The organism is Ruminococcus sp. AM26-12LB (genome assembly GCF_003480785.1).
In the GTDB taxonomy this organism is placed as follows: domain Bacteria; phylum Bacillota; class Clostridia; order Lachnospirales; family Lachnospiraceae; genus Blautia_A; species Blautia_A fusiformis.
This window is the reverse complement of record NZ_QUJX01000016.1, coordinates 74,177-98,580: the sequence shown is the minus strand read 5'-3', so window position 1 is coordinate 98,580 and position 24,404 is coordinate 74,177. Positions and strand designations below refer to the sequence as shown.

Genomic DNA, 24,404 nt, shown 5'->3' with positions numbered 1-24,404 from the left:
GGAACTTGTGGTGAATAACAAAACCATAGATGCTAAAATACTTTCCAGAATGTTTCTGTCCGGAGCAAAGAATCTGGAAGCGAAGAAAGAGTGGATCAATGAACTGAATGTGTTTCCTGTACCTGATGGAGATACGGGAACCAATATGACGCTTACCATCATGTCTGCTGCTTCTGAAGTAGGTGCTCTTACAGATCCGGATATGGAATCCCTGGCAAAGGCAATTTCTTCCGGTTCCCTCCGTGGAGCCAGAGGTAATTCCGGTGTTATCCTGTCACAGCTTCTGCGTGGATTTACCAGAGGTGTGCGTAAACTTACAGATCTGGATGCACCTGCCATTGCCGCAGCTATGGAGCGAGGCGTTGAAACTGCATACAAAGCAGTTATGAAACCAAAAGAGGGAACCATTCTTACTGTAGCCAGAGCTGCTGCAGACAGAGCCGCAGAGCTTGCCGATGCTGCAGAAGATCTGGATGCTTTTTTCGACGGAATCTTTCAGCATGCAGAGGAAACTCTTGCCAGAACACCGGAGATGCTTCCAGTCCTGAAAGAAGCAGGTGTTGTGGATTCTGGCGGACAGGGACTTCTGGAAGTCTTCCGTGGTGCCATCGACGGATATCATGGAAAAGAAGTGGATTATTCCCAGTTTGAGACAGCTGCTGCTCCTAAGATCACAAAGATTTCTCCTCAGGCAGAGGCAGATATCAAATTTGGATATTGTACAGAGTTTATTATCCTTCTTGAAAAACCGCTTCCACAGGAGGAGATCGATCGTTTCCGTGAATTTCTGGATTCCATCGGTGATTCCATTGTTCTGGTGGCAGATGATGAGATTGTCAAGGTACACGTACACACCAATCATCCGGGACAGGCTTTTGAACGTGCACTCACGTATGGTCAGCTTTCCCGCATGAAGATTGACAATATGAGAGAAGAACATCAGGAAAAACTGATCAAAGACGCTGAAAAACTTGCAAAAGAACAGGCAGAAAATAAAGAACCTCCGAAGGATCACGGATTTATTTCTGTATCAGTAGGTGAGGGACTTTCTCAGATTTTCCGTGAGCTTGGCGTAGATTATCTGATCGAAGGCGGTCAGACTATGAACCCGAGTACAGAGGATATGCTCAATGCTATTGAGAAAGTACATGCAAAAACAATTTATATTTTCCCGAATAACAAGAATATTATCCTTGCAGCTAACCAGGCAAGAGATCTGACTGAGGACAAGGAGATCATTGTAGTACCAACCAAGACGATTCCACAGGGAATTTCCGCAATGATCAGCTTTGTTCCGGAAAAGGGCGGCGAGGAGAACCTTGCTTCCATGACCGATGCGATTTCCAGAGTGAAAACCGGACAGATCACTTATGCAGTCCGTGATACACGTATTGATGACAAGGAAATCCATGAGGGAGATATCATGGGAATCGGTGATGCAGGCATCCTTGCAGTAGGCAGAGATCGACTTCAGGTAGCGGAGGAGATGGTAGCAGAGATGGTTGACGAGGAATCTGAGATCATCAGCGTTTACTATGGTGAAGATGTATCTGAGGAAGATGCAGAGGCACTTTCTGATTCTCTTACTGAGAAATATCCGGAGTGCGAGGTTGAGCTGAACCAGGGTGGACAGCCGATTTACTACTATCTGATTTCTGTAGAATAAAGAGCACAAAAAATGAATGAAAAGACACCTTTACGTGAATTAAAAGGCGTGGGTGAGAAAACAGAGAAGCTTTTCCAGAAGATCGGGATCACGACTGCGGAAGAGCTTCTCCGTTATTATCCGCGGACTTACGATATATATGAGGAGCCTGTGGAGATTGCATCAGCAGAGGAGGACAAAACAGTCTCTATCCGTGTCACTATAGCAACAGGTATTTATATTAACCAGGTACGCAATCTCCAGGTTCTGACAACAACTGTGGCAGATGCAAGCGGCCGATTGCCGGTTGCCTGGTTCAATGCGCCTTATTTGAGGGGAACACTCAAAAAGGGCAGTGTTTTTATCCTCAGAGGAAAGATCACCAGAAAAAAAGGCCGTCCTCAAATGGAACATCCGGAGATTTTTACCCCGGCAGCTTATGAGGAGATCATTCACAGTATGCAGCCTGTATATGGTCTGACGAAAGGTCTTTCCAACAAGATGATCACGAAGTTGGTACATCAGATTTTGGATACAAGACCTCTCCATGGGGAATATCTGCCGGAGGAAATACGGGAACGCTATCAGCTTGCGGATGCCAATTATGCGATCCGGACTATCCATTTTCCGAAAAATATGCAGGAGCTTCTCACAGCCAGGAAACGTCTGGTATTCGATGAGTTCCTGCTTTTTGTGCTGGCAATACAGCTTCTGAAGGAGAAAACCGAAGAGGCTCCAAACACTTTTCCAATGAAACCAGTATGGACAACCGAGGAAATCATAGAAGGGCTTCCCTATGACCTGACCGGAGCTCAGAAGAATGTCTGGCACGAGATCGAACGAGATCTGAGCAGCCATAAGCTGATGTCCAGACTTGTGCAGGGAGATGTTGGAAGCGGTAAAACTGTGATCGCGTTTTTAGCTATGGTACTTTCAGCAGAAAATGGCTTTCAGAGTGCATTGATGGTGCCGACAGAGGTTCTGGCTAATCAGCATTACGAAGGCTTTCTGAAGCTGATGGAAGAGCAGAATATCATTTCCTGCCACCCGGTTCTTCTGACAGGATCTACCACAGCCAGACAGAAGCGTGAAATCTATCAGAAGATCGCAACCGGCGAAGTGAATGTGATCATCGGTACTCATGCCCTGATCCAGGAAAAGGTGGAATATAAGAATCTGGGTCTTGTGATCACAGATGAGCAGCACAGATTCGGCGTTCGCCAGAGGGAAGCGCTGACGACCAGAGGAAATCCGCCACATGTACTTGTTATGAGTGCAACCCCTATTCCCCGGACACTGGCGATCATTTTATACGGAGATCTGGATATTTCGATCATCGATGAGCTTCCTGCAAAAAGGCTTCCGATCAAAAATTGCGTAGTAGGAACTTCCTACCGCCCCAAGGCGTATTCTTTTATTGAAAAGCAGGTGCAGATGGGAAGACAGGCTTATGTGATCTGCCCAATGGTGGAAGAGAGCGAAGGACTGGATGCAGAGAATGTCACAGATTATGCCAGAAAGCTTCAGGAAGTCCTGCCTGACGAGATCAGAGTAGAGATCCTTCACGGCAAAATGAAGCCAAAAGAAAAGAACAGGATCATGGAGGCCTTTGCTTCCGATGAGATCCAGGTACTGGTATCTACCACGGTTGTGGAGGTTGGAGTGAATGTGCCAAATGCTACCGTTATGATGGTGGAAAATGCAGAACGATTCGGTCTTGCACAGCTTCACCAGCTCCGTGGCCGTGTAGGGCGTGGAGAGCATCAGTCTTACTGCATTTTTATCCAGGGAAATAATGAAGAAAATACTTCTAAACGTCTGAAGATCCTCAATGAATCCAATGATGGATTTTATATAGCCGGAGAAGATCTGAAGCTTCGGGGCCCAGGAGATCTTTTCGGTATCCGCCAGAGCGGACTGATGGAATTTAAGATCGGTGATATCTACAATGATGCGGGAATCCTGAAGAATGCAAGTGAAGCAGCTGGTGAGATCCTGGCACTGGATTTTGATCTTATCCTGCCTCAGCATAAGGCTTTAAAGGAGCATCTCAAGGGGTATATGAGTGAAGAACTGGAAAATCTGGGGATCTAATTGGATGGAGCAAAGCGAAGAATCAGAACTTCGTTTTAGTATAAAAAGAAAAAGGGAGAAAACAGGATGAGGAGAAAAATGATCAAAAAACTTCTGTGTGTCGTTTTATCAGGGTCTATGATCTTTGGCAATGCAGGGATAACCATGGCTTCAGAGACAGAACCGGAAACAGTCCAGGAAAATGTAAATGAGGAGACTGACAGTCCAGAGGAAAGTTTTTCTGAGGAAGATATTTTTGAAGATGGAATCTCAGCAGACGATGAAGCAGCAGAATTACCTGATAGCACAGAACAGGAATTAGAAGAAGAGCCGGAAGAAGCGGATAATATAGAAATGTCGGAGGACACTGAAAATCTTTCGGAAGAACCGGAAACAGAAGAAATGGCAGAAAGTGATGACTTTTCTGATAGAGAAGAAGATGCTGTAAGTGCTTCCGCAAGCATGATGGATGGAGGAATCACCGGAGATATTGCCTGGTCAATTGATACATCCGGATGTCTTACATTAAAAGGAAACGGTGACTATGATACCTCAGATTATTATTGGGATGCAGAAAGGGGCTGGAGTAAATGGCAGGATGATATTAAAACAGCCATAGTTGAAATTTCCGGAATCACAAAGACAAGAGCTATGTTTAAGGGATGCAGGAATCTTACCAGGATCACTTTTAAAAACTGTGATTTCAGTAAGGTGACAGACATGGCCTTTATGTTCTCAGATTGTGAAAGCCTTACACAGCTGGATACTGGTTCATTGAAAACCGGAAATGTATCTCATATGCAGGGAATGTTCCGAAATTGCAGTAAATTAAAAACTCTGGATGTCAGTAAATTTGATACTTCAAAAGTTAATGATATGAATAGCATGTTTTTAGGCTGTGAAAGCCTTACACAGCTGAATGTCCGGAATTTTAATACTTCCAGAGTGACAAGGATGAGCGGAATGTTCCGTGAATGTCGGAATCTTAAACAGTTGGACGTCAGTAGATTTAATACAGCGAATGTTACGACTATGGAGGAGATGTTTTATTGCTGTGAAAGCCTTACACAGTTGAATGTCAGTAATTTCAATACAGCAAATGTTGTATATATGAACGGTATGTTCGAACGGTGCGAAAGTCTTACACAGTTAAATGTACGAAACTTTAATACATCAAATGTAGAAGATATGGGCAAAATGTTCTGTACTATGAGCAAGCTCAAGTCTCTGGATCTGAACAGTTTTAATACTTCTAATGTACAGAATATGTATTTCATGTTTTATGGAAATGAGTCTTTAACAAGCCTCAATATTAAAAATTTTGATACATCCAAGGTAGTAGATATGAATTCTATGTTTGGCGAGCTTAAAAAAATGACTTCTCTGGATGTTTCTAAATTTAACACATCAAAAGTAAAATCTATGGAAGGAATGTTTTCACGCTGCTATGCGTTAAAAGCTGTGGACGTGAGCCATTTCAATACTTCTGAAGTGGTAAAGATGGGATATATGTTTAACTCCTGTAGCAGCCTGGAATCTCTAAACCTCAGTAAGTTTAATACATCTAGCGTCAATGATGCAAGATATATGCTGTACTATATGGATAATCTTAAAACACTGAAAACAATCCCGAACCTGAAGTGCTCTATAGAACTTCCATTTACCATGTCAGACAGCTCAGGCAAAAAATATACGACCATGCCAACGAACAGTAAATGTATCACTTTAAAGGTAGTTGCTTCAAAACCAGTAGTTAGAAAGAGCATCAAAACGGCAAAGGTAACTGTAAAAACTGCAACTTACAATGGAAGTCCGCAGAAGCCAGGTGTAACTGTTAAACTTGGAAATACAACATTAAAAAGCGGCACAGATTATACAGTAACTTATTCTAATAATACAAAAACGGGAACAAAAGCTGTTGCAAAAATCACAGGAAAGGGAAGTTACAAAGATTCTGTTTCTAAATATTTTACCATCAAAGCATGCAGTCTTGACGGTAAAGTTCAAGTTAATTTGAAGACAACGATTTACACCTGGGATGGACAGGCAAAAACTCCCGCATTTTCTATTTATATGCCGAAAGCCAATGCGGCCGGAATGATCTCATTACAGAATGAAAAAGATTATACATATAAATATCTTAATAATAAAGAACCTGGAACAGCAACCTTACAAATCACAGGAAAGGGCAATTTTACAGGTACAAAAAAAATAGCTTATAAGATCAGCAAAGCAAAACAGCCGGTAAAAGTTACACCAGGAAGTATTACAAAACTTTATACAGACAAAGGTAAATCCTACAAAATCAGTGTTTCAGGAAAAAAAGAATTTGCAAAAGTGACATATTCAACCACTAATGCAAAAATTGCATCTGTAAAAAATAGCAAGATTATGCTTAATGGAGAGGGAGTGGCAACAGTTACTGTAAAAGTTGCGGCGACCAAACATTATCAGGCACAGAATATTGCAATTAAGATTAATGTGCTGAAAAGACAGAATATTACCACTGCTGTAAAGAATGGGGCAAAAATAGCGTATTCCACTACAATAAAATCTCTTGGTGCCAAAGTTCCTTCAGAAGGTGGGAAACTTACTTATAAGTCCTTAGATACCAGTATTGTTTCTGTGGATTCCAAAGGTAATTTGAACTTTAAAAAGGCAAAGAAGCTTGGAAAAGTTACAATCCAGATCACTGCAGCGAAATCTTCTTCCTATGCTCCGGCAACCAGGAAACTGACGATCACTACGGTAAAAGGAACTCCATCTGTCAGCTGTGTACAGCAGCAGGAACGTAAGATCTATGATGGAGCATTCAATCTCGGGGCAAAAGCAGATCAGAATGCAACATTGGTTTATTCCAGCAGCAACAGTGCTATTGCATCGGTAGCTTCTGATGGAACGGTTACTTTGAAGGAATGGCAAGAAAACGATATTCAGAGAGAAGTGCAGATCACAGTTACTACAAAAAGTACAACGTTTTATAATGCAGCGAAGCCGGTAATTGTTAATCTTACTGTTATTAAAAAGAAAAATCTGCAGCAGAGAATTGAAGATGAAAAAATCAAATTTCCTGATGGGAAATTTTGGAACCATGTTGTAAACAGTTATTCAGATCTGACAGATAATCTGGACAGCAGCGGAGCTCCTGAAAGATTTCAGGATACGATCAGTGATGTTCCATGCAAACATCACGGAACTCAGAGCGGAATTGATCCGATACCAGGTAATGGCGAGTATGATTGCAATAAGTTTGACGGGGCTATCCAGTGTGATGGGTTTGCAAGAAAAGTATTTTATGATATCTGGGAAGGGCAGAGAGTATCAGGCCTTCAAAGAATATATGATAATAATGTTCAGGTAGGAGACTATGTGCGCATCAATAATAATGGACATTCGGCTATCGTTACAGAAGTTTACAGTGATTCATTTAAAGTGATAGAGTGTAATCTGGATGGGGACGGACGTCATCATAATTGTCTGCTGCGTCATAACTGGACATATAGTAAAAGCAGTGTAACTTATCGTGTACATGCTGTAAATTACAGCCTTAACTAATAGACTTTTGAAACTTTTCTTTACAAAACTTTCAAATCGTAGTATTGTATTGCATGAGAAAAGATTAACAAATCCCTTGTAAGGAGGCTATAAACATGGCTAGAACAAAGAAAGCTGCAACCAAGACAACTGTAAAAACGGCTTCAATAAGCGAGACTCCTGCAAAATCTGTAGTAACCGCATCCGAAGAGAAAGCCGTTAAGGCTGAGACACCGAAGACAGACGATGCAAAAGCTTCTGTAGAAACAAAAGCAGCTGAGAAGACAGCTGAGGTAAAACCTGCCGCTGAGAAACCAGTAGAAGAAAAAACAGCAGAAGTAAAATCTGCTGAAGAGAAAACAACAGCTGTAAAATCAGAAGAGCCAGCTAAGAAAACCGCTGCCAAGAAGACAACAACACGAAAAACAACTGCAGCTAAGAAAACAACAACCAAGACGGCTGCTAAGACAACAGCAGCTAAGAAAGCTGAGCCAGTGACAGAAGTATATGTTCAGTACTGGGGCAAAGAGATACATACTTCAGAGGTTGCTGACAGGATCAAAAAGATCTGGACAGAGGATATGGGCAAAAAAGCTTCTGAACTGAAAGATCTCAAAATCTACATTAAACCCGAAGATAATGGTGCACATTATGTGATCAACGGAGATGTTACAGGATTTATCGGACTGTAAACAAAATCTTCATCGAACAGTATTTTAAAAGATATATATTGGCCTGTTATAGAGAATGTCTATAGCAGGCTATTTCTTTTGCATATTTGACCAATTCCAAATAGCATGTTATTATTCATTTAAGTAATAACATACTAAATAGATAGGGATATGGTAAAATGAAACAGATATTATGCTTTGGAGATTCCAATACATGGGGATATGACGGAGAGAGCAGAGAGAGACTACCGTGGGGAGTACGCTGGACAAGCCTTCTCCAGGAAAAACTGAATAAAGAAGAATATCGCGTGATCGAGGAAGGACTGTGCGGAAGAACAACGGTTTTCGAAGATCCGCTCCGCGACGGAAGAAAAGGAACTGCACTTCTTCCCACACTTCTGGAAACACATGCCCAGGTGGATGTGATCACGCTGATGCTGGGAACCAATGACTGCAAAACTGTTTTCGGAGCATCCGCAGATGTAATTGGAAAGGGAATCATAAGATTGCTGGATCAGGTCCAGGAATATGCACCAAAAGCGAAAGTCCTTCTCATGGCTCCGATCTACCTGGGAGAAAAAGTATGGCAGGAAGGATATGACCAGGAGTTTTCCAGAGAGTCTGTGATCGTTTCCAGAAATCTGCAGCCTGTTTATGAAAAAATCGCAGCTGAACGTCATATCAGTTTCCTTCCGGCAGCATCCTATGTACATTGCTGTGACGCAGATCAGGAACATCTGAATGCAGCAGGACATAAGAAATTTGCAGAGGTTGTATATCGAAAAGTACAGGAATTGCTGTAAATGAATATAGGATTTTAAGACTTTTGGATCTTATATAAAATAAAAAGATGTTGTCTGGCAGTTTTTCAGTTCTGTCAGACAGCATCTTTTTTGCATGAGCTTAGATCAACTCAGCATAGTAATAGATCTACCTGCGCGTACAGATTTAGTACTGCTGGCCGCCCTGGGAGCCGCTGGACATCTGGCGTTCCTGTGCTTCGATCATCTTTTTGACCATATATCCACCTACGGATCCGTTCTGTTTGGAAGTCAGGTTTCCGTTGTATCCGTCTGTAAGCGGAACACCCAGCTCGTTTGCTACCTCATATTTGAAACGGTCAAGTGCGCCCTTTGCTTCCGGTACAACTGCTTTGTTAGAAGAAGTGTTACTTGGCATAATTCATTTCCTCCTTGGTTGTTATTTGGTTTACTGTTACATTGCTAGTATGTGAAAACCATAAAATAATACACTGGCAGTTAAAGGAAATTTAACATATAAAAATATTTCCGTTCATAAATTATACCGCAGTAAAAAAGCGAATGTATGGTTGCTTTTTGACTAGAATTGCGGTTATAATAATCTCCGCATCACATATAATATCTGTCAGACAAAAAAGTAAGGGGAGCCCGTGAAAAAGAAGCGTTATCCTACATACAAGCGAAAATATAAACGAAAAAAACAGCCCAGGCGAAAAATACTCACAGCCATTATCCTATGTGTCATCCTTGCAGTATGTAATGGCTGGATGCCGCCGCGGAGCCTGAAAGAGGTAAAAGATCAAAGCCGGATCTTCGGACAGGTATTTCTTACATATATAGAAGAAAATGCGCAGATCCTCTGGGAAGATGTTTCGGAATCCGCTTCCGATGCAGTGACAGGATTACTGAAACAATCTCAGACGAAGACAGGAGGGCAGACAGAATCTGTTTCTCTGGATCAGATTCCGGAATACAGCGGCAGTCCATATGTGGAGATCAATGGAAATATACCCTCTTTTTCTGATGAAAAAAGCGCAGGACCTGCATACGAATTTTATAGTGAACTAGATTCCCTGGGGCGCTGTGGTTATGCAGAATCCAAGATCACACCGGAGCTGATGCCTGATGAAGAGCGAGGAGCGATCGGAATGGTGAAGCCTACAGGATGGCATACTGTAAAATATGAAAATGTAGATGGCAGGTATCTGTATAATCGCTGCCATCTTATCGGATATCAGCTGACTGGAGAGAATGCAAACAGGAAAAATCTTATCACAGGAACCAGATATCTCAATGTGACGGGAATGCTTCCTTTTGAAAATGAGGTTGCAGATTACGTGCACAGTACAGGAAATCCCTGCATGTATCGTGTAACTCCGTTTTTTAAGGGAGATGAACTGGTAGCCCGGGGTGTGGAAATGGAAGCCGAATCCGTTAAAGACCAGAAGATATTTTTCCATGTTTTTGTTTATAACATACAGCCGGGAATTGAAATTGATTATACTACAGGAAACAGCTGGGAAGAATAGAGTATATGGAGTAACGCCGGGGAAAATATTAATTTTTCATGAATTTACATGAATTAAATTGCACTTTTTTGGGCGTTATGCTAGAATCAGTTACAGAGTTATATGATTTTACCTATATAAAGGGGAAAAAGGGATGTAACCCAAGGGCAGAATGGAGAGGTGAATTATGAATTTAGGAATTATTGCGCATAACAGTAAGAAAGTTCTGATTGAAGACTTCTGTATTGCATACAAGAATATCCTTGCCAAACATGAAGTATATGCAACCGGAACAACAGGAAGAAGAATTGAGGAAGCAACCAGTCTTCACGTTCACAAGTTTCTTGCCGGAAGTATAGGCGGAGACAAGCAGTTTATGGAGATGGTAGAGCGTCAGGATCTGGATATGGTGATCCTGTTTTATAACCCTGTCATGATGGACCCGGTAGAGCCGGATATCATGAGCATTGTCAAACGCTGCGACCAGTACAACATTCCGGTTGCTACAAATATTGCCACTGCGGAACTTCTGATCCTTGGACTGGCCCGCGGTGATCTGGATTGGAGATTAAATCTGAAATGAGAGTCATAGCAGGAAAAGCACGTAGATTAAACTTAAAAACCATTCCCGGAAATGAGACACGACCAACAACAGACCGTATTAAGGAAACTCTTTTTAACATTCTCCAGCCTGAAATACCTGGTTGTCGGTTTCTGGATCTGTTTTCCGGAAGCGGAGCGATCGGTATTGAAGCTCTGAGCCGTGGAGCCGAGTATGCCGTATTTGTGGAAAAAAATCCCAAAGCATGCACTTGCATCCGCGAAAATCTTTCATTTACAAAACTCACGGATGGTGGTAAACTGCTGAACATGGATGTGCTTCAGGCACTGCGTTCACTGGAAGGCGGAGAACCATTTGACTGTATTTTTATGGATGCACCATACGAACAGCATCTGGAACAACCAGTCCTTGAGTATCTGGCTGACAGCACTCTTGCAGATGAAAACACGCTGATCGTTGTGGAGGAAGATCTACATACGGATTTTTCTTATGTAGAGGACCTTGGATATCATCTGGTACGTTCCAAGGAATATAAAACCAACAAGCATGTTTTCCTAAAAAAATGAAAGAGAGACAGACATATGATAACAGCAGTATACCCGGGAAGCTTTGACCCGGCAACCTATGGCCATCTTGACATCATTAAGCGGGCAAGCATTTCATTTGACCGGGTTATAGTGGGAGTTTTGCATAATTCTGCAAAAAGTCCGTTGTTTTCTGTAGAAGAACGTGTTAAGATACTAACAAAGGCGACAAAAGATATCCCGAATGTGGAGGTGAAAGCATTCGAGGGCCTGTCAGTGAACTTTGCCAGGGAAAACCATGCCCAGGTGATTGTTCGAGGGCTTCGTGCTGTCACGGATTTTGAATATGAACTGCAGATGGCCCAGACTAATCGTGTTCTGGCACCGGATGTGGACACCGTTTTTCTTACAACCAGTCTGGAATATGCATACTTAAGCTCCACGATCATGAAAGAAGTTGCTAATTTCGGAGGAGATCTGAGCAAATTCGCTCCACGTGAGATTACGGATGCAGTCGAAGAGAAATTGAAAAAAAGAGAAACAGAGAAATAAGGAGAGTGTATTATGAGCAGCAGAATTGAACAGATTATTCAGGAGATTGAAGAGTATGTGGACAGCTGTAAATTCCAGCCTCTTTCCACTACCAAGATCGTAGTGAACAAAGAAGAGATTGAGGAGTATTTACGTGAACTTCGTCTGAAAACTCCGGATGAGATCAAACGTTATCAGAAGATCATCAGCAATAAGGATGCGATCCTTGAGGATGCTCAGGCTAAAGCTGACAGTCTGATCGCAGATGCTCAGGCCAAAGCTCAGGAACTTGTTACACAGCATGAGATCATGCAGAAAGCATATGCACAGGCAAATGAGACCATAAATGCTGCAAACAAGCAGGCTCAGGAGATTCTTGATTCTGCAACACAGGATGCAAACAGCATTCGTCTCAGTGCGATCACATACACAGATGATATGATGGCTAATATCGGTTCTGTCCTGAATCAGACACTTGAAGATGCCGGTGGTAAATACAAAGCATTTATTGATGCTCTGCAGAGCTGCCTTGAGGTTGTTAATCATAATCGTCAGGAGCTTGCACCACAGACTGCTCAGGCAGCGGCAATCTCCAATACCTTCCAGGATGATGACAGTTCTTCTATAACAAAAGAAGACGAAGATCTGTTAGACGATATCGGAGAAAACTAGGATCAGGAATATCGCACTGGCGTTCAGACATTTTGAAATAGCGTAGGGGATCAGTGACAAACTGTTTTCCAATACGCTTTTTGTCTGAACCATGACGCAAAAGCCACCAAAAGAAGTCAGGAGCATAGAAGCAAGGTATCTGCTTTTCCATGGCAGTGGTGCGCCGGCAATCTGTTTCAGCCCGGTAGTTAGTTCCAGTGGTGCTGTGAACAGCATACAGCTTTGTGCATGAAATGGCCAGTAAAAGCTGATACTGGCGAGTATCAGTGAGAAGAGGAGAATATAGCCCCCGAGACGTGTGATGGTTTCAAATCCGTCCATGATCGAGACATCCAGGATGACTCCTATGGAGTCCTGTTGGTATGTCTCTTTTTTTATCTTGTTTACGCAGACAGAGTCCACGGTATGCCCACGATATACAACGAAACGAAAAAACAGCATACAAAAGAGATCTGCCGCCAGAAAAGTGAGGATCATCTGTACTGCTGATATCTTATTTTTCAAGAGTATCCCGGAAAGATAGGAAATGATAAATGCGGGACTTGCATTGCAGCTGAACGTAAGAAGATATTCCCCTTCTCTGCGGGAAATCTGCTGGTCTATGTACAGATCATGTGCCAGTTTGGCTCCCATAGGATATCCGCATAACAGACCCAGGATCAGAACATAGGCTCCAGCAGGTGAAAGCCCGAAAAACGTTTTCCAGAAGAAAGCAGATGGTTTCAGAAGCTTCCGGATATTTCCAGTTTTTAATAATGCTCCTGTCAGGATCAGAAATGGCAGCAGAGTGGGAATCATGATATTCAACCACAATCCAAGTCCATTTTTTACTCCGGTAAGAGCTTCTTTTGGGTGAAAAAGCAGAAAAAACAACAGGCAGATATAGAAAAATATGATTATTTTTCGTTTCATAAAAACAGGTCCTTGCTTTTTTTACAGTATATGATTATTATAAAAGACAAATGAATTTATGAAGCAGAAGGAGGCAGAATTTATGCCAGTATTAGAAAATTGTGAACCAAAGAGAGTTTTTCATTATTTTGAAGAAATCTGCAAGATTCCTCATGGTTCCAGAAATACAAAACAGATCAGTGATTTCCTTGTGGAATTCGCGAAGGATCATGGATTCAGATATGTACAGGATGAGCTGAATAATGTAGTGATCTACAAGCCAGGCACACCAGGATATGAGAATTCTCCCACAGTGATCATCCAGGGCCACATGGACATGGTATGTGAAAAACGACCGGATGTAGATCATGATTTTACAAAAGATGGTTTGAACATCTCTGTAAAAGATGGTTATATCACAGCCAACGGAACAACTCTTGGCGGTGATGATGGTATTGCAGTTGCTTATGGCCTTGCCCTTCTTGACAGTACAGATATTCCACACCCTCCTCTTGAAGTACTGCTCACGGTTGATGAGGAGATTGGTCTTCTTGGTGCAGTCGGTCTGGACTGCAGCGTGCTGAAGGGAAGAAGATTTATCAATCTGGATTCTGAAGCGGAGGGAAGTCTCTGGATCAGCTGTGCCGGCGGTCTTTCCGGTATCAGCCATATCCCTGTCCAGCGCGTAGAAGGAGAAGGAGAAAAGGTACAGGTCAAAGTCTGTGGACTTATGGGCGGACATTCCGGTGCCGAGATTGACAAGAACAGAGCGAATGCCAATAAACTTATGGGACAGTTTCTTTACGGACTTAAGAAAAAAGCGGAATATGCCCTTATTTCTCTTACAGGCGGACAGAAAGACAATGCCATTACAAGAGAGTGCACCGCAGAATTTCTTACGGATTCCGTTGCTGAGGTAAAAGCTTACGCAAAAGAGCTCCAGGAGCAGCTCCGTGAAGAATATACTGGTTCTGACGAAAACATTACTTTTGAAATAACAGAAAAGGGTACTGCAACAGCAGAGGTTCTTCATCCTACAAGTCAGGAAAAGATCGTATTTTATCTGCAGAATGTACCATTCGGAATCCAGAAAATGAGCGGAACCATCAAAGGCCTGGTGGAAACCTCCAGCAATATCGGTATCCTCCGTCTGGATAAGGACGAGCTTTTTGCAAGTTCCAGTGTAAGAAGCTCTGTAGACGCTGCATGCAGTGCATTATCTGATAAAATTGAATATCTCACAGAATTTCTTGGTGGTGACTATGAAGTACAGGGGGCATACCCGGCATGGGAGTACAGAAAGGAATCTCCATTACGAGATAAAATGGTTGCAGTTTTTGAGGAAATGTACGGACATAAGCCTGAAGTCGTAGCGATCCACGCAGGCCTTGAATGCGGGCTTTTCTATAAAAAAATGGAAGGACTGGACTGTGTATCTCTTGGACCGGATATGAAGGATATCCATACATCCGAGGAGGTTCTCAGCATTGCTTCCACAGAAAGAGTATGGAACTATCTTGTACAGGTCCTCAAAAATCTGAAAGACTGATCCCGTTCGGAGTATGTTCGAACTTTTACCCTGGAGAGACGTAAGGTTTCTCCAGGGTATTTTTATGCCCTGATAAAAAAATATTCATAAAATACAGAATTATACATATATATAGATTTGTGGATGCATCACACAAAAAGGAAAATAATTCTATAATTTTTTAATAAAAAATTGATAAACAATCCCTTTTTTTTCAAAACATATGTTATAATAAAAAATGTATGCCGCTGTCACCAAAACCAAAAAGAGACTGACGGCAGATGATAAGGAGCGAGCAACATGGAAATACAGTTATGGCGAAGTATTTTGTGCCCTTACGAGCTGGCTGTCAAAGAACTGACAGTCAAGTTTAAACATATGATAGAAGAGTATCACGAAAATGATCGTTATTCTCCCATTGAACAAGTCAGTGGAAGAGTAAAAAGTGTTTCCAGTATCCTGGAGAAAATGCAGCGTAAAGATATCCCGATCGAACAGCTGGAAACAGAAATGGAAGATCTGGCAGGAGTACGAATCATTTGTCAGTTTGAAGAAGATATCGATACCGTTGCTGCGATCATCCGAAAAAGAACAGATATGGAAGTCAAAAGTGAAAAGAACTATCTGACGCATATCAAGCAGAGCGGTTACCGGAGTTATCACATGATCCTTTATTATACAGTGGAGACTATTCATGGGCCGAAACGGCTTCAGGTAGAAATACAGATCCGTACCATGGCAATGAATTTCTGGGCAACGATCGAACATTCCCTTCAGTATAAATACAAAGGTGATATGCCTCCTCATGTAGCAGAACGTCTTAGTAAAGCATCCGATGCGATCATTTCGCTGGATCATGAAATGTCTTCTGTGCGCAATGAGATCATGGATGCCCAGAATTCATCTCAGATGCAGTCCAATCTTGTAAAGGATATTTTGAATAATATTGAAAATCTCTACCGTGTTTCCAGTGAACGGGAAGTCAGCAAAATACAGGATGAGTTCCTGCGGGTATTCAAAACCAAGGATCTGCGTCAGCTGGAACGCTTCCACAGGCAGCTGGATATCATTGCAGAGGGTTATCGTGCCCAGGCAGTCCATCACAGCATATGAACACAGGGCAGACAGTACTAATACACATACATACGAGGAATTATAAATGCAGGATTTTTTACCAGTTACAAGAGAAGATATGAAGTCAAGAGGCTGGGATGAGTTGGATTTTGTCTACGTGACAGGAGATGCCTATGTGGATCATCCGTCTTTTGGATCTGCGATCATTGGACGTCTTCTGGAAAGCAGAGGATATCGTGTAGGCATGATCCCTCAGCCTGACTGGCGAAAGAAGGAGAGCATCCAGGTGTTCGGGGAACCGCGCCTGGGTTTTCTCGTTACAGCAGGAAACATGGATTCCATGGTGAATCATTATACGGTTTCCAAAAAGCACCGAAGCACAGATGCCTATTCTCCGGGAGGAAAAATGGGATTAAGACCGGACAGGGCTTCTGTTGTATACAGCAATCTGATCCGGCAGACCTATAAACATACGCCTATCATTCTTGGCGGGATCGAAGCCAGCCTTCGAAGAATGGCACATTACGATTATTGGGAAAATAAGGTCAAGCACAGTATTCTGATCGATTCCGGTGCGGATCTGATTTCTTATGGAATGGGGGAACATTCCATCCTGGAGATCGCAGAAGCCCTGCAAAGCGGGATTCCGGTCCAGGAGATCACATATGTGGCAGGGACGGTTTTTAAAAGCCACGATATCAGCAGGGTTTACGATCCGGTGGTCCTTCCGTCATTTGAACAGGTACAGACTGATAAAAAAGCTTACGCGGACAGCTTTGCCATTCAGTACCGAAACACGGATCCATTTACAGCAAAGCCTCTGGCAGAATCTTATGGGAACCGTGGATATGTGATACAGAATCCACCATCTCAGCCTCTGACGCAGATGGAAATGGACGATGTTTACGATCTGCCTTATACAGGACGATATCATCCCATGTACCAGAAAGAAGGCGGGATCCCGGCACTGAAAGAGATCAAATTCAGTCTGACCAGCAACAGAGGATGCTTTGGAAGCTGTAATTTCTGTGCGCTGACTTTTCATCAGGGCCGCATCCTTCAGACAAGAAGTCACGATTCCATTCTGAAAGAAGCTGAAAAGATGACGGAGGATCCGGATTTTAAAGGCTATATCCATGATGTAGGAGGCCCTACGGCTGATTTTCGTTATCCTTCCTGCAAAAAGCAGCTGACAAAAGGAGTCTGCAAGGAGCGGCAGTGCCTGTTTCCTTCTCCGTGTAAGAATCTGACGGTAGACCACAAGGATTATCTTCAGCTTCTCAGAAAGGTCAGGAATATCCCCAAAGTTAAAAAAGTTTTTGTCCGTTCCGGCATTCGGTTTGATTATCTGATGGCAGACCCGGATAAAACTTTTCTTAATGAGCTTGTGAAATATCACGTCAGCGGTCAGCTGCGAGTAGCACCGGAGCATGTTTCTGATGAAGTCCTGAAGTTTATGGGCAAACCCAGGCACGAGGTTTATGAGGGCTTTCTGAAGGAATATGAAAAAGCAAATGCGCGGACTGGTAAGCAGCAATATGCCGTTCCGTATTTCATGTCGTCCCATCCCGGGTGTACAATGAAGGAAGCCGTGAAGCTTGCGGAATACGTCCGTGATCTTGGATTTACGCCGGAGCAGGTTCAGGATTTTTATCCAACGCCATCAACACTTTCTACCTGTATGTATTACACAGGAATCCATCCGCTGACAGGCGAAAAGGTATATGTGCCGAAAAATCCACACGAAAAAGCAATACAGCGAGCACTGATGCAGTATAAAAATCCGGAAAATCGCGAACTGGTCCTGGAAGGACTTAAGATGACCGGACGTATGGATCTGGTCGGCTTTGGACCGAAATGTCTGATCCGTCCCAGAGAGCTTCATAAAAAAGCCAAAAAAACACAGACAAGGAGTTCGGCACATGAAAGATACCAGAAAAAGAAAAACAAAAAAAGGTGATTTCGGTTATTTTAACAGCGAAAAAAAACGAAGACTCCTGATCACCGCAGGATTATTTTCGCTTCCACTGCTCATTTTCTTTGTGGCGTGGGCCGTCAACGGAACAAGAATGACAGTCTGGACGGTTCTGACCGTAGTAGGCTGTCTGCCAGGATGTAAATCCATGGTAAGCCTGATCATGATCCTGTTACGTCATCCTATGGATGAAAAGCTCTATAAAGAGATCCGCAAGCATGCCGGTGACCTGGTCATGTCCTATGAAATGTACATGACTTTTTATGAGAAAAGCGGTTATCTGGACGCTGTTGCCGTGTGCGGAAATACAGTAGTGGGTTATACCAGTGATCCAAAAGCAGATATCGCCTACCTTGCAGAGCAGTCACAGAAAATCATCCGTAAAAACGGATATAAAGTAGATGTAAAGATCCTGAGGGACCTGAAACCCTATCTGGAACGTCTGGATTCCATGAATGAGCACAAAGAATCTTTAAGAAATGGGATTAAATTCACGCCGGATGAGCGATACCCGGATCTTTCCAGGGAAGAACTGATCAAACATACGATCCTGGCAATCTGTCTGTAGGAGCATTATATAATGAAAGAATTTATCATTAACGAAAACGAGGCCGGACAGCGTTTTGACAAATATCTGGCCAAGCTTCTCCGTGAAGCTCCAAAGAGCTTTTTCTACAAAATGATGAGGAAAAAAAATATCACGCTCAATGGAAAAAAAGCCACCGGGAATGAAAAGCTGTTTTCAGGAGATCATGTAAAACTGTTTTTAAGTGATGAAACATTTGAAAAATTCAGCGGAAATGATTCTGCTCCACGGGCACATTATGCTCTGGATATCATTTACGAGGATGAAAATATCCTGTTGATCAACAAACCGGCAGGAATGCTTTCTCAGCCTGCTGATGACGGAACCCCTTCACTGGTAGAATATCTGACCGGCTATCTTCTGAAAAATGGCTCTCTTACAGAGAATGATCTGAGAACCTTTCGTCCTTCCGTATGCAACCGCCTTGACCGCAATACCAGCGGGCTGATAGCGGCAGGCAAAAGCCTTTCCGGTCTGCAGGAACTTTCAGGGATGTTCAAGTCCAGGGAACTTCATAAATATTACCTCTGTCTTGTGGAGGGAGTTTTAAAAGAAGAAAGATATATCAAAGGTTATCTGGCAAAAGATAAAAAAAGCAATAAAGTAACCATCTATAAACAAGAGAAAGAAAATGCCCTTCCAGTGGAAACAAAGTATTATCCGTTGGGTACCAATGGAACCCGTACCCTTCTTAAGGTTGAACTGATCACAGGACGTGCACATCAGATCCGAGCTCACCTTGCTTCGGAGGGACATTCGATTGTTGGTGATCCCAAATATGGAAAAGCCGATAAAAAACTGAAAGGACAGCTGCTTCATTCTTTTCGAATGGAGTTTCCATCTATGAAAGGAAGCCTGTCATATTTATCCGGGAAGGTCTTTACGGCACCGCTTCCGGAAATCTTTCTCAGAACACTAAAAGAGGAAAAGTTGGAGGAGAGTTATTATGAAAATCTGGAATGAAATATGGGATTACGTCAAGATGATCATCATCGTGGTAGTTGTAGTCCTGGTTATCAACAATGTAGTACTGATCAATGCAAAGATCCCGTCAGAATCTATGGAAAATACCATTATGACCGGAGATCGTATCTTTGGCTATCGTCTGGCCTATGGTCTGAATATGGATGTATTTGGTCACGAGATCTCAAAAAAATGGAAAGATCCGGAACGCTTTGACATTGTGATCTTCAAATATCCGGATGATGAGTCCCAGCTGTTCATCAAACGTATCATCGGTCTTCCAGGAGATAAAGTAGAGATCAAAGATGGTAAAGTTTATATCAATGATTCAGAGACACCTCTGGATGATTCCTTTGTGCCGGAAACTCCTCTTGGAAGCTTCGGACCATACGAAGTACCGGAAAACTGTTACTTTATGATGGGAGACAACCGTAACAATTCCAAGGATTCCCGATACTGGCAGAATACGTATGTACAGTTTGATCAGATCGTCGGAAAAGCGGAGATCCGTTATTTCCCATCCATCAAACTTCTAAATTAAAGGGCAGACTTTATGGCAACATGGAACAGCAGAGGACTTCGTGGTTCTACTCTGGAGGAACTTATCAATCGTACCAATGAGCAGTACAGGGAAAAGGGACTGGCCCTCATACAGAAAATTCCGACACCTATCACTCCGGTTAAAATGGATAAAACCTCCAGGCATATCACGCTGGCATATTTTGAACAGAAAAGTACCGTAGATTATATCGGAGCAGTACAGGGAATCCCTGTCTGCTTCGATGCAAAAGAATGCTGTGTAAAAACTTTTCCCCTTGCGAACATTCATCCTCATCAGGTAGCATTTATGGATGAGTTTGAAAAGCAGAAGGGGATTGCTTTTTTTCTGATCTATTTCAGCGCAGATAATATTTTTTATTATCTTACCCTTCGTAAGCTGAAGGAATTCTGGAAAAGGATGGAAGATGGCGGGCGAAAAAGTTTTCGTCGGGAAGAGCTGGACGAGGAATTTTATCTTTCCGGAAAAAATGGATTTCTGGTTCCTTATCTGGAAGGGATCCAGAAAGATCTGCAATTACGGGATTGACTTTTGGAAAGGTTTCCTATATAATCAAATTTAAGTTTTTCTGTGGTAGCATGGTAGCGAATTAAAGTGAAACACAGAAAATCTCAAAACGTGTTACGGAGGAAATGAACATGCAGCGTATTTTTCATACACCTGAAGGTGTGCGGGACATTTATGGAGAGGAATGCAGCCGCAAAAAACGGCTCCAGAGGGAGCTCCACCAGGTGTTTTCAAGATATGGATATGAAGATATAGAAACACCGGGATTTGAGTATTTTGAAGTGTTCAGCAATGAAGTAGGAACGATCCCATCCAAGGATTTATATAAATTTTTTGACAGAGAGGGAAACACACTTGTTCTCAGACCTGACTTTACACCGTCTGTTTCCAGAGCATGTGCAACTTATTTTGATCCGGAAAAAGGACCTGTAAGACTTTGTTATACCGGAAATACATTTATCAACAATTCCAGTTACAGAGGTCAGATGAAGGAAAATACTCAGATGGGTGTTGAGCATATGGGAGATGATTCTGCAGCAGCAGATGCTGAGATCCTTGCTATGACTGTGGAGTGTTTGAAGGCAGCAGGACTTACCGAATTCCAGGTTAGCGTAGGCCAGGTAGATTATTATAAATCCCTGCTTGCAGAGGCAGATCTGGAGCCGGAGATAGAAGAGCATCTTCGTGAGCTGATCTCTCAGAAGAATTATTTTGGTGTGGAAGAGCTTCTTAAGGGACAGAATTTAGGCGATAACCTTTCCAAGGCTTTTGCTGAACTGCCTCAGATGTTCGGTTCAGCAGAAGTGCTGGAAAAAGCAAAAAAACTCACCTCCAATCCGGAAGCACTTTCTGCAGTAAAACGACTGGAAGAAATTTATGAGATCCTGAAAGTATACGGCTGTGAGAAATACATTGCTTTTGATTTTGGAATGCTCAGTAAGTTCCGTTATTATACAGGGATCATTTTCCAGGCTTATACATATGGAACCGGTGAACCCCTGATCAAAGGCGGACGCTACAACGAATTGATGAAGCATTTCGGAAAACCGGCTTCTTCCATTGGATTTGCCATTGTGGTTGATAACCTGATGCTTGCGCTTTCCAGACAGAAGCTGACCGTTCCGTCCGGTGATAAGACCATTGTGATCACTTATGATCCGGGAAATCTGAAAAAAGCGATCCAGGAAGCAATGGAGCTTCGAAATAAAGGTAAAAAAGTGGCATTGTGCCCGGCAAAGGAGGAGCAGGACTGATGAGATATCTTACATTTGCCCTCACAAAAGGGCGTCTGGCCAGCAAAACACTGGATATGTTTGAGAAGATCGGTATTACATGTGAGGAGATGCGTGACAAAGATTCCCGAAAGCTGATCTTTACCAATGAGGAACTGAAGCTGAAGTTTTTCCTTGCAAAAGGTCCGGATGTGCCGACTTATGTAGAGTATGGTGCAGCAGATATCGGTATCGTAGGTAAGGATACCATTCTGGAAGAAGGAAGAAAGCTATATGAGGTTATGGATCTTGGATTTGGAGCATGCCGCATGTGCGTATGCGGCCCTGAAAGCGCCAGAGAAGTCCTGAATAACAATCAGCTGATCCGTGTAGCTACAAAATATCCAAATATTGCAAAGGATTACTTCTATAACAAAAAGCATCAGACTGTGGAGATCATTAAGCTGAACGGTTCCATCGAGCTTGCACCGATCGTAGGACTTTCCGAGGTTATCGTGGATATCGTGGAAACCGGAAGCACCCTTCGCGAGAATGGCCTGAAGGTGCTGGAAGAAGTCTGCCCGCTGTCTGCACGTATGGTAGTCAATCAGGTCAGCATGAAAATGGAAGATGAACGGATCCGCAAACTGATCACGGAACTTCGAGGTGTGATCAAATAAACTGAACAACAGATGAACCTCCAAAATACAGAAAGAAGGCAGAATTTATTATGCGTAAGGTAAAACTCACCAAAGAATCTACAAAAGATATTCTGGAAACTCTCTTAAAAAGAAGCCCTAATAATTATGGAAAATACGAGGATGCAGTAGCAAATATCCTTGCCAAAGTAAAAGCAGAGGGAGATACCGCGTTATTTGCATTTACCAGAGAATTTGATAAAGTCGAAGTGACAAAGGATACGATCCGTGTAACCCCTGAGGAGATCGAGGAAGCATACAAGCTGGTAGATCCTTCCCTGATCGATGTGATCAAAAAAGCATTGGTGAATATCCGCAGCTATCACGAAAAGCAACTTCAGAACAGCTGGTTCACAAGCACAACAGACGGAACCATGCTTGGTCAGAAGGTAACCGCTCTGAACTGTGTAGGTGTTTACGTTCCCGGTGGAAAGGCTGTATATCCGTCTTCCGTGCTTATGAATATCGTTCCTGCAAAAGTTGCCGGTGTTGACCGTATTGTAATGACAACACCTCCTGGAAAAGACGGAAAAGTAAATCCAAGCACACTTGTTGCTGCCAACGAAGCCGGAGCAAATGAAATCTATAAAGTGGGTGGTGCACAGGCCATCGGAGCACTTGCATATGGAACCGAGAGTATTCCAAAGGTTGACAAGATCGTAGGACCCGGAAATATTTTTGTTGCGCTTGCAAAAAAGGCAGTTTATGGATACGTAAGCATTGATTCTATTGCCGGCCCAAGCGAGATCCTCGTTCTTGCAGATGAGACTGCAAATCCTCGTTATATTGCAGCAGATCTTCTTTCTCAGGCAGAACATGATGAGATGGCATCTGCGATCCTGATCACAACAAATGAGGAATTTGCAGATCAGGTAGATAAAGAAGTCAGAGGTTTTGTTGAGGTACTTTCCAGAAAAGCCATTATTGAGAAATCCCTGGAGAACTTTGGTTATATCCTGATCGCAGAAGATATGGACGAGGCCATTGAGGCTGCCAATGAAATTGCTTCTGAACATATGGAGATCGTCACAAAGAATCCTTTTGAAGATATGATGAAAGTACGAAATGCAGGTGCGATCTTTATCGGAGAGCACAGCTCTGAACCCCTTGGCGATTATTTCGCAGGACCAAACCATGTGCTTCCTACCAATGGAACTGCCAAATTTTTCTCCGCACTTTCTGTAGATGATTTTATCAAAAAATCCAGTATTGTATATTATTCCAGGGAAGCACTCCGAAAAATCCACAAGGACATTATCCAGTTTGCCACATCGGAACAGCTGACTGCACACGCAAATTCCATTGCAGTCCGTTTTGAGGAAGAGGACAAGGAGAACGAATAATGGCAAGAGAAGCACTGATCGAAAGAAACACAAAAGAAACGCAGATACGTCTGCAGCTGAATATTGATGGAACAGGAAGTTCCGATATTGATACAGGCATTGGCTTTTTTGACCATATGCTGGACGGTTTTACGCGCCATGGACTGTATGATCTTACGCTGAGAGTCCATGGTGATCTGAATGTAGATGATCATCACACCATTGAAGATACAGGGATCGTCCTTGGAAACGCTATCCGTGAGGCAGTTGGCGACAAAAAAGGGATCAAACGTTACGGCAGCTGTATCCTTCCTATGGATGAAGTGCTTGTGCTCTGCGCAGTAGATCTTTCCGGAAGACCTTATCTTGGATGGGATGCAGCGTTTTCTACGGAAAAAATAGGAGATATGGCTACAGAGATGGTAAGGGAATTCTTTTATGCAGTATCCTATTCCGCAGCAATGAATCTTCACATCAAGGTTCTTTCCGGAGGAAACAGCCATCATGTGGCAGAGGCCATGTTTAAAAGCTTTGCGAAAGCCCTTGATGCAGCAACACAGTACGATTCCCGGATCACAGACGTGCTTTCTACCAAGGGAAGCCTCTGAT

At 42.8% G+C, this 24,404-nt stretch carries 23 protein-coding genes; 21 read left to right on the top strand and 2 right to left on the bottom strand.

The features are described from left to right. Positions 1 to 10 precede the first annotated feature (10 nt). From DW694_RS13000 to DW694_RS12980, 5 genes are all read left to right on the top strand, one after another. Positions 11 to 1,666 (top strand): DAK2 domain-containing protein, encoded by a 1,656-nt coding sequence (locus DW694_RS13000; protein WP_110103927.1) that lies wholly within the window; start codon positions 11 to 13, stop codon positions 1,664 to 1,666. Positions 1,667 to 1,678: 12 nt separating this feature from the next. Then, positions 1,679 to 3,739, top strand: coding sequence for an ATP-dependent DNA helicase RecG (recG, locus tag DW694_RS12995; protein WP_110103929.1), 2,061 nt, complete (start codon positions 1,679 to 1,681; stop codon positions 3,737 to 3,739). A 66-nt stretch (positions 3,740 to 3,805) separates the two neighbouring features. Continuing rightward, entirely contained in the window at positions 3,806 to 7,273 is a 3,468-nt protein-coding gene (locus tag DW694_RS12990) for a BspA family leucine-rich repeat surface protein (protein ID WP_110103930.1), read from the top strand. Between the two features lie 95 nt (positions 7,274 to 7,368). Beyond that, entirely contained in the window at positions 7,369 to 7,944 is a 576-nt protein-coding gene (locus tag DW694_RS12985; RefSeq protein ID WP_015524904.1) for a DUF6465 family protein, read from the top strand. Between the two features lie 158 nt (positions 7,945 to 8,102). Beyond that, a complete protein-coding gene (locus tag DW694_RS12980; protein WP_118608701.1) occupies positions 8,103 to 8,726 on the top strand; it encodes a GDSL-type esterase/lipase family protein in 624 nt (207 codons plus the stop codon). A 145-nt stretch (positions 8,727 to 8,871) separates the two neighbouring features. On the opposite strand, the gene DW694_RS12975 is transcribed toward DW694_RS12980, so the two are convergent. Next, positions 8,872 to 9,102, bottom strand: a complete 231-nt coding sequence (locus DW694_RS12975; RefSeq protein ID WP_021651493.1) for an alpha/beta-type small acid-soluble spore protein — start codon at positions 9,100 to 9,102, stop codon at positions 8,872 to 8,874. Between the two features lie 232 nt (positions 9,103 to 9,334). Here DW694_RS12975 and DW694_RS12970 point away from each other — a divergent pair, with 232 nt between their 5' ends. From DW694_RS12970 to DW694_RS12950, 5 genes are all read left to right on the top strand, one after another. After that, the gene (locus tag DW694_RS12970) at positions 9,335 to 10,213 is read left to right on the top strand and encodes a DNA/RNA non-specific endonuclease (protein WP_021651492.1); all 879 of its coding nucleotides are present in this window, start codon (positions 9,335 to 9,337) and stop codon (positions 10,211 to 10,213) included. Between the two features lie 166 nt (positions 10,214 to 10,379). Next, positions 10,380 to 10,775 (top strand): methylglyoxal synthase, encoded by a 396-nt coding sequence (locus DW694_RS12965; protein ID WP_015524908.1) that lies wholly within the window; start codon positions 10,380 to 10,382, stop codon positions 10,773 to 10,775. Further along, positions 10,772 to 11,320, top strand: coding sequence for a 16S rRNA (guanine(966)-N(2))-methyltransferase RsmD (gene rsmD / locus DW694_RS12960; protein WP_015524909.1), 549 nt, complete (start codon positions 10,772 to 10,774; stop codon positions 11,318 to 11,320). Before DW694_RS12965 ends, rsmD begins: the two co-directional genes overlap by 4 nt. 15 nt (positions 11,321 to 11,335) lie before the next feature. Then, positions 11,336 to 11,830, top strand: a complete 495-nt coding sequence (coaD, locus tag DW694_RS12955) for a pantetheine-phosphate adenylyltransferase (RefSeq protein ID WP_015524910.1) — start codon at positions 11,336 to 11,338, stop codon at positions 11,828 to 11,830. 12 nt (positions 11,831 to 11,842) lie between these two features. Beyond that, positions 11,843 to 12,481: a hypothetical protein gene (locus tag DW694_RS12950; RefSeq protein WP_015524911.1), complete on the top strand. Its 639-nt coding sequence runs from the start codon at positions 11,843 to 11,845 to the stop codon at positions 12,479 to 12,481. Here the strand turns inward: DW694_RS12950 and DW694_RS12945 are convergent. Beyond that, positions 12,458 to 13,393 carry a hypothetical protein gene (locus DW694_RS12945; protein ID WP_118753141.1) on the bottom strand — a complete coding sequence of 312 codons (936 nt, stop codon included), beginning with the start codon at positions 13,391 to 13,393 and terminating at the stop codon, positions 12,458 to 12,460. The two genes, DW694_RS12950 and DW694_RS12945, sit on opposite strands and share 24 nt — an antisense overlap. Before the next feature lie 82 nt (positions 13,394 to 13,475). Here DW694_RS12945 and DW694_RS12940 point away from each other — a divergent pair, with 82 nt between their 5' ends. The 11 genes from DW694_RS12940 (at position 13,476) to hisB (ending at position 24,403) form a co-directional block, all read left to right on the top strand. Beyond that, a complete protein-coding gene (locus DW694_RS12940; protein ID WP_118753140.1) occupies positions 13,476 to 14,921 on the top strand; it encodes an aminoacyl-histidine dipeptidase in 1,446 nt (481 codons plus the stop codon). Positions 14,922 to 15,200: 279 nt separating this feature from the next. Next, positions 15,201 to 16,013, top strand: coding sequence for a GTP pyrophosphokinase family protein (locus DW694_RS12935; RefSeq protein WP_015524915.1), 813 nt, complete (start codon positions 15,201 to 15,203; stop codon positions 16,011 to 16,013). 46 nt (positions 16,014 to 16,059) lie between these two features. Beyond that, complete coding sequence (locus DW694_RS12930) at positions 16,060 to 17,934, top strand: YgiQ family radical SAM protein (protein WP_059085707.1); 1,875 nt, start codon at positions 16,060 to 16,062, stop codon at positions 17,932 to 17,934. Then, positions 17,897 to 18,517 (top strand): hypothetical protein, encoded by a 621-nt coding sequence (locus DW694_RS12925; protein WP_021651487.1) that lies wholly within the window; start codon positions 17,897 to 17,899, stop codon positions 18,515 to 18,517. Before DW694_RS12930 ends, DW694_RS12925 begins: the two co-directional genes overlap by 38 nt. A 12-nt stretch (positions 18,518 to 18,529) precedes the next feature. Next, positions 18,530 to 19,498, top strand: a complete 969-nt coding sequence (locus DW694_RS12920) for an RluA family pseudouridine synthase (protein WP_021651486.1) — start codon at positions 18,530 to 18,532, stop codon at positions 19,496 to 19,498. Next, on the top strand, positions 19,482 to 20,039 hold the full coding sequence (gene lepB, locus DW694_RS12915) for a signal peptidase I (protein WP_118623957.1): 558 nt from the start codon (positions 19,482 to 19,484) through the stop codon (positions 20,037 to 20,039). Before DW694_RS12920 ends, lepB begins: the two co-directional genes overlap by 17 nt. A gap of 12 nt (positions 20,040 to 20,051) precedes the next feature. Further along, a complete protein-coding gene (locus DW694_RS12910) occupies positions 20,052 to 20,585 on the top strand; it encodes a Holliday junction resolvase RecU (RefSeq protein ID WP_059085708.1) in 534 nt (177 codons plus the stop codon). 110 nt (positions 20,586 to 20,695) lie between these two features. Beyond that, positions 20,696 to 21,817: an ATP phosphoribosyltransferase regulatory subunit gene (gene hisZ, locus DW694_RS12905; RefSeq protein WP_118753139.1), complete on the top strand. Its 1,122-nt coding sequence runs from the start codon at positions 20,696 to 20,698 to the stop codon at positions 21,815 to 21,817. Next, positions 21,817 to 22,455, top strand: a complete 639-nt coding sequence (gene hisG, locus DW694_RS12900; protein ID WP_015524921.1) for an ATP phosphoribosyltransferase — start codon at positions 21,817 to 21,819, stop codon at positions 22,453 to 22,455. The genes hisZ and hisG overlap by 1 nt, the downstream gene beginning before the upstream one ends. 50 nt (positions 22,456 to 22,505) lie before the next feature. Then, the gene (hisD, locus tag DW694_RS12895) at positions 22,506 to 23,816 is read left to right on the top strand and encodes a histidinol dehydrogenase (protein ID WP_118753138.1); all 1,311 of its coding nucleotides are present in this window, start codon (positions 22,506 to 22,508) and stop codon (positions 23,814 to 23,816) included. Then, positions 23,816 to 24,403, top strand: a complete 588-nt coding sequence (gene hisB / locus DW694_RS12890; RefSeq protein WP_110103523.1) for an imidazoleglycerol-phosphate dehydratase HisB — start codon at positions 23,816 to 23,818, stop codon at positions 24,401 to 24,403. Before hisD ends, hisB begins: the two co-directional genes overlap by 1 nt. Position 24,404: the final 1 nt, after the last annotated feature.

Bases quoted from the DNA above. Each gene is read 5' to 3' on its own strand.
- recG (WP_110103929.1), top strand. From the start codon at position 1,679: ATGAATGAAAAGACACCTTTACGTGAATTAAAAGGCGTGGGTGAGAAA.
- DW694_RS12990 (WP_110103930.1), top strand. From the start codon at position 3,806: ATGAGGAGAAAAATGATCAAAAAACTTCTGTGTGTCGTTTTATCAGGG.
- DW694_RS12985 (WP_015524904.1), top strand. From the start codon at position 7,369: ATGGCTAGAACAAAGAAAGCTGCAACCAAGACAACTGTAAAAACGGCT.
- DW694_RS12980 (WP_118608701.1), top strand. From the start codon at position 8,103: ATGAAACAGATATTATGCTTTGGAGATTCCAATACATGGGGATATGAC.
- DW694_RS12975 (WP_021651493.1), bottom strand. From the start codon at position 9,102: ATGCCAAGTAACACTTCTTCTAACAAAGCAGTTGTACCGGAAGCAAAG.
- DW694_RS12965 (WP_015524908.1), top strand. From the start codon at position 10,380: ATGAATTTAGGAATTATTGCGCATAACAGTAAGAAAGTTCTGATTGAA.
- rsmD (WP_015524909.1), top strand. From the start codon at position 10,772: ATGAGAGTCATAGCAGGAAAAGCACGTAGATTAAACTTAAAAACCATT.
- coaD (WP_015524910.1), top strand. From the start codon at position 11,336: ATGATAACAGCAGTATACCCGGGAAGCTTTGACCCGGCAACCTATGGC.
- DW694_RS12950 (WP_015524911.1), top strand. From the start codon at position 11,843: ATGAGCAGCAGAATTGAACAGATTATTCAGGAGATTGAAGAGTATGTG.
- DW694_RS12945 (WP_118753141.1), bottom strand. From the start codon at position 13,393: ATGAAACGAAAAATAATCATATTTTTCTATATCTGCCTGTTGTTTTTT.
- DW694_RS12940 (WP_118753140.1), top strand. From the start codon at position 13,476: ATGCCAGTATTAGAAAATTGTGAACCAAAGAGAGTTTTTCATTATTTT.
- DW694_RS12935 (WP_015524915.1), top strand. From the start codon at position 15,201: ATGGAAATACAGTTATGGCGAAGTATTTTGTGCCCTTACGAGCTGGCT.
- DW694_RS12930 (WP_059085707.1), top strand. From the start codon at position 16,060: ATGCAGGATTTTTTACCAGTTACAAGAGAAGATATGAAGTCAAGAGGC.
- DW694_RS12925 (WP_021651487.1), top strand. From the start codon at position 17,897: ATGAAAGATACCAGAAAAAGAAAAACAAAAAAAGGTGATTTCGGTTAT.
- DW694_RS12920 (WP_021651486.1), top strand. From the start codon at position 18,530: ATGAAAGAATTTATCATTAACGAAAACGAGGCCGGACAGCGTTTTGAC.
- lepB (WP_118623957.1), top strand. From the start codon at position 19,482: ATGAAAATCTGGAATGAAATATGGGATTACGTCAAGATGATCATCATC.
- DW694_RS12910 (WP_059085708.1), top strand. From the start codon at position 20,052: ATGGCAACATGGAACAGCAGAGGACTTCGTGGTTCTACTCTGGAGGAA.
- hisZ (WP_118753139.1), top strand. From the start codon at position 20,696: ATGCAGCGTATTTTTCATACACCTGAAGGTGTGCGGGACATTTATGGA.
- hisG (WP_015524921.1), top strand. From the start codon at position 21,817: ATGAGATATCTTACATTTGCCCTCACAAAAGGGCGTCTGGCCAGCAAA.
- hisD (WP_118753138.1), top strand. From the start codon at position 22,506: ATGCGTAAGGTAAAACTCACCAAAGAATCTACAAAAGATATTCTGGAA.
- hisB (WP_110103523.1), top strand. From the start codon at position 23,816: ATGGCAAGAGAAGCACTGATCGAAAGAAACACAAAAGAAACGCAGATA.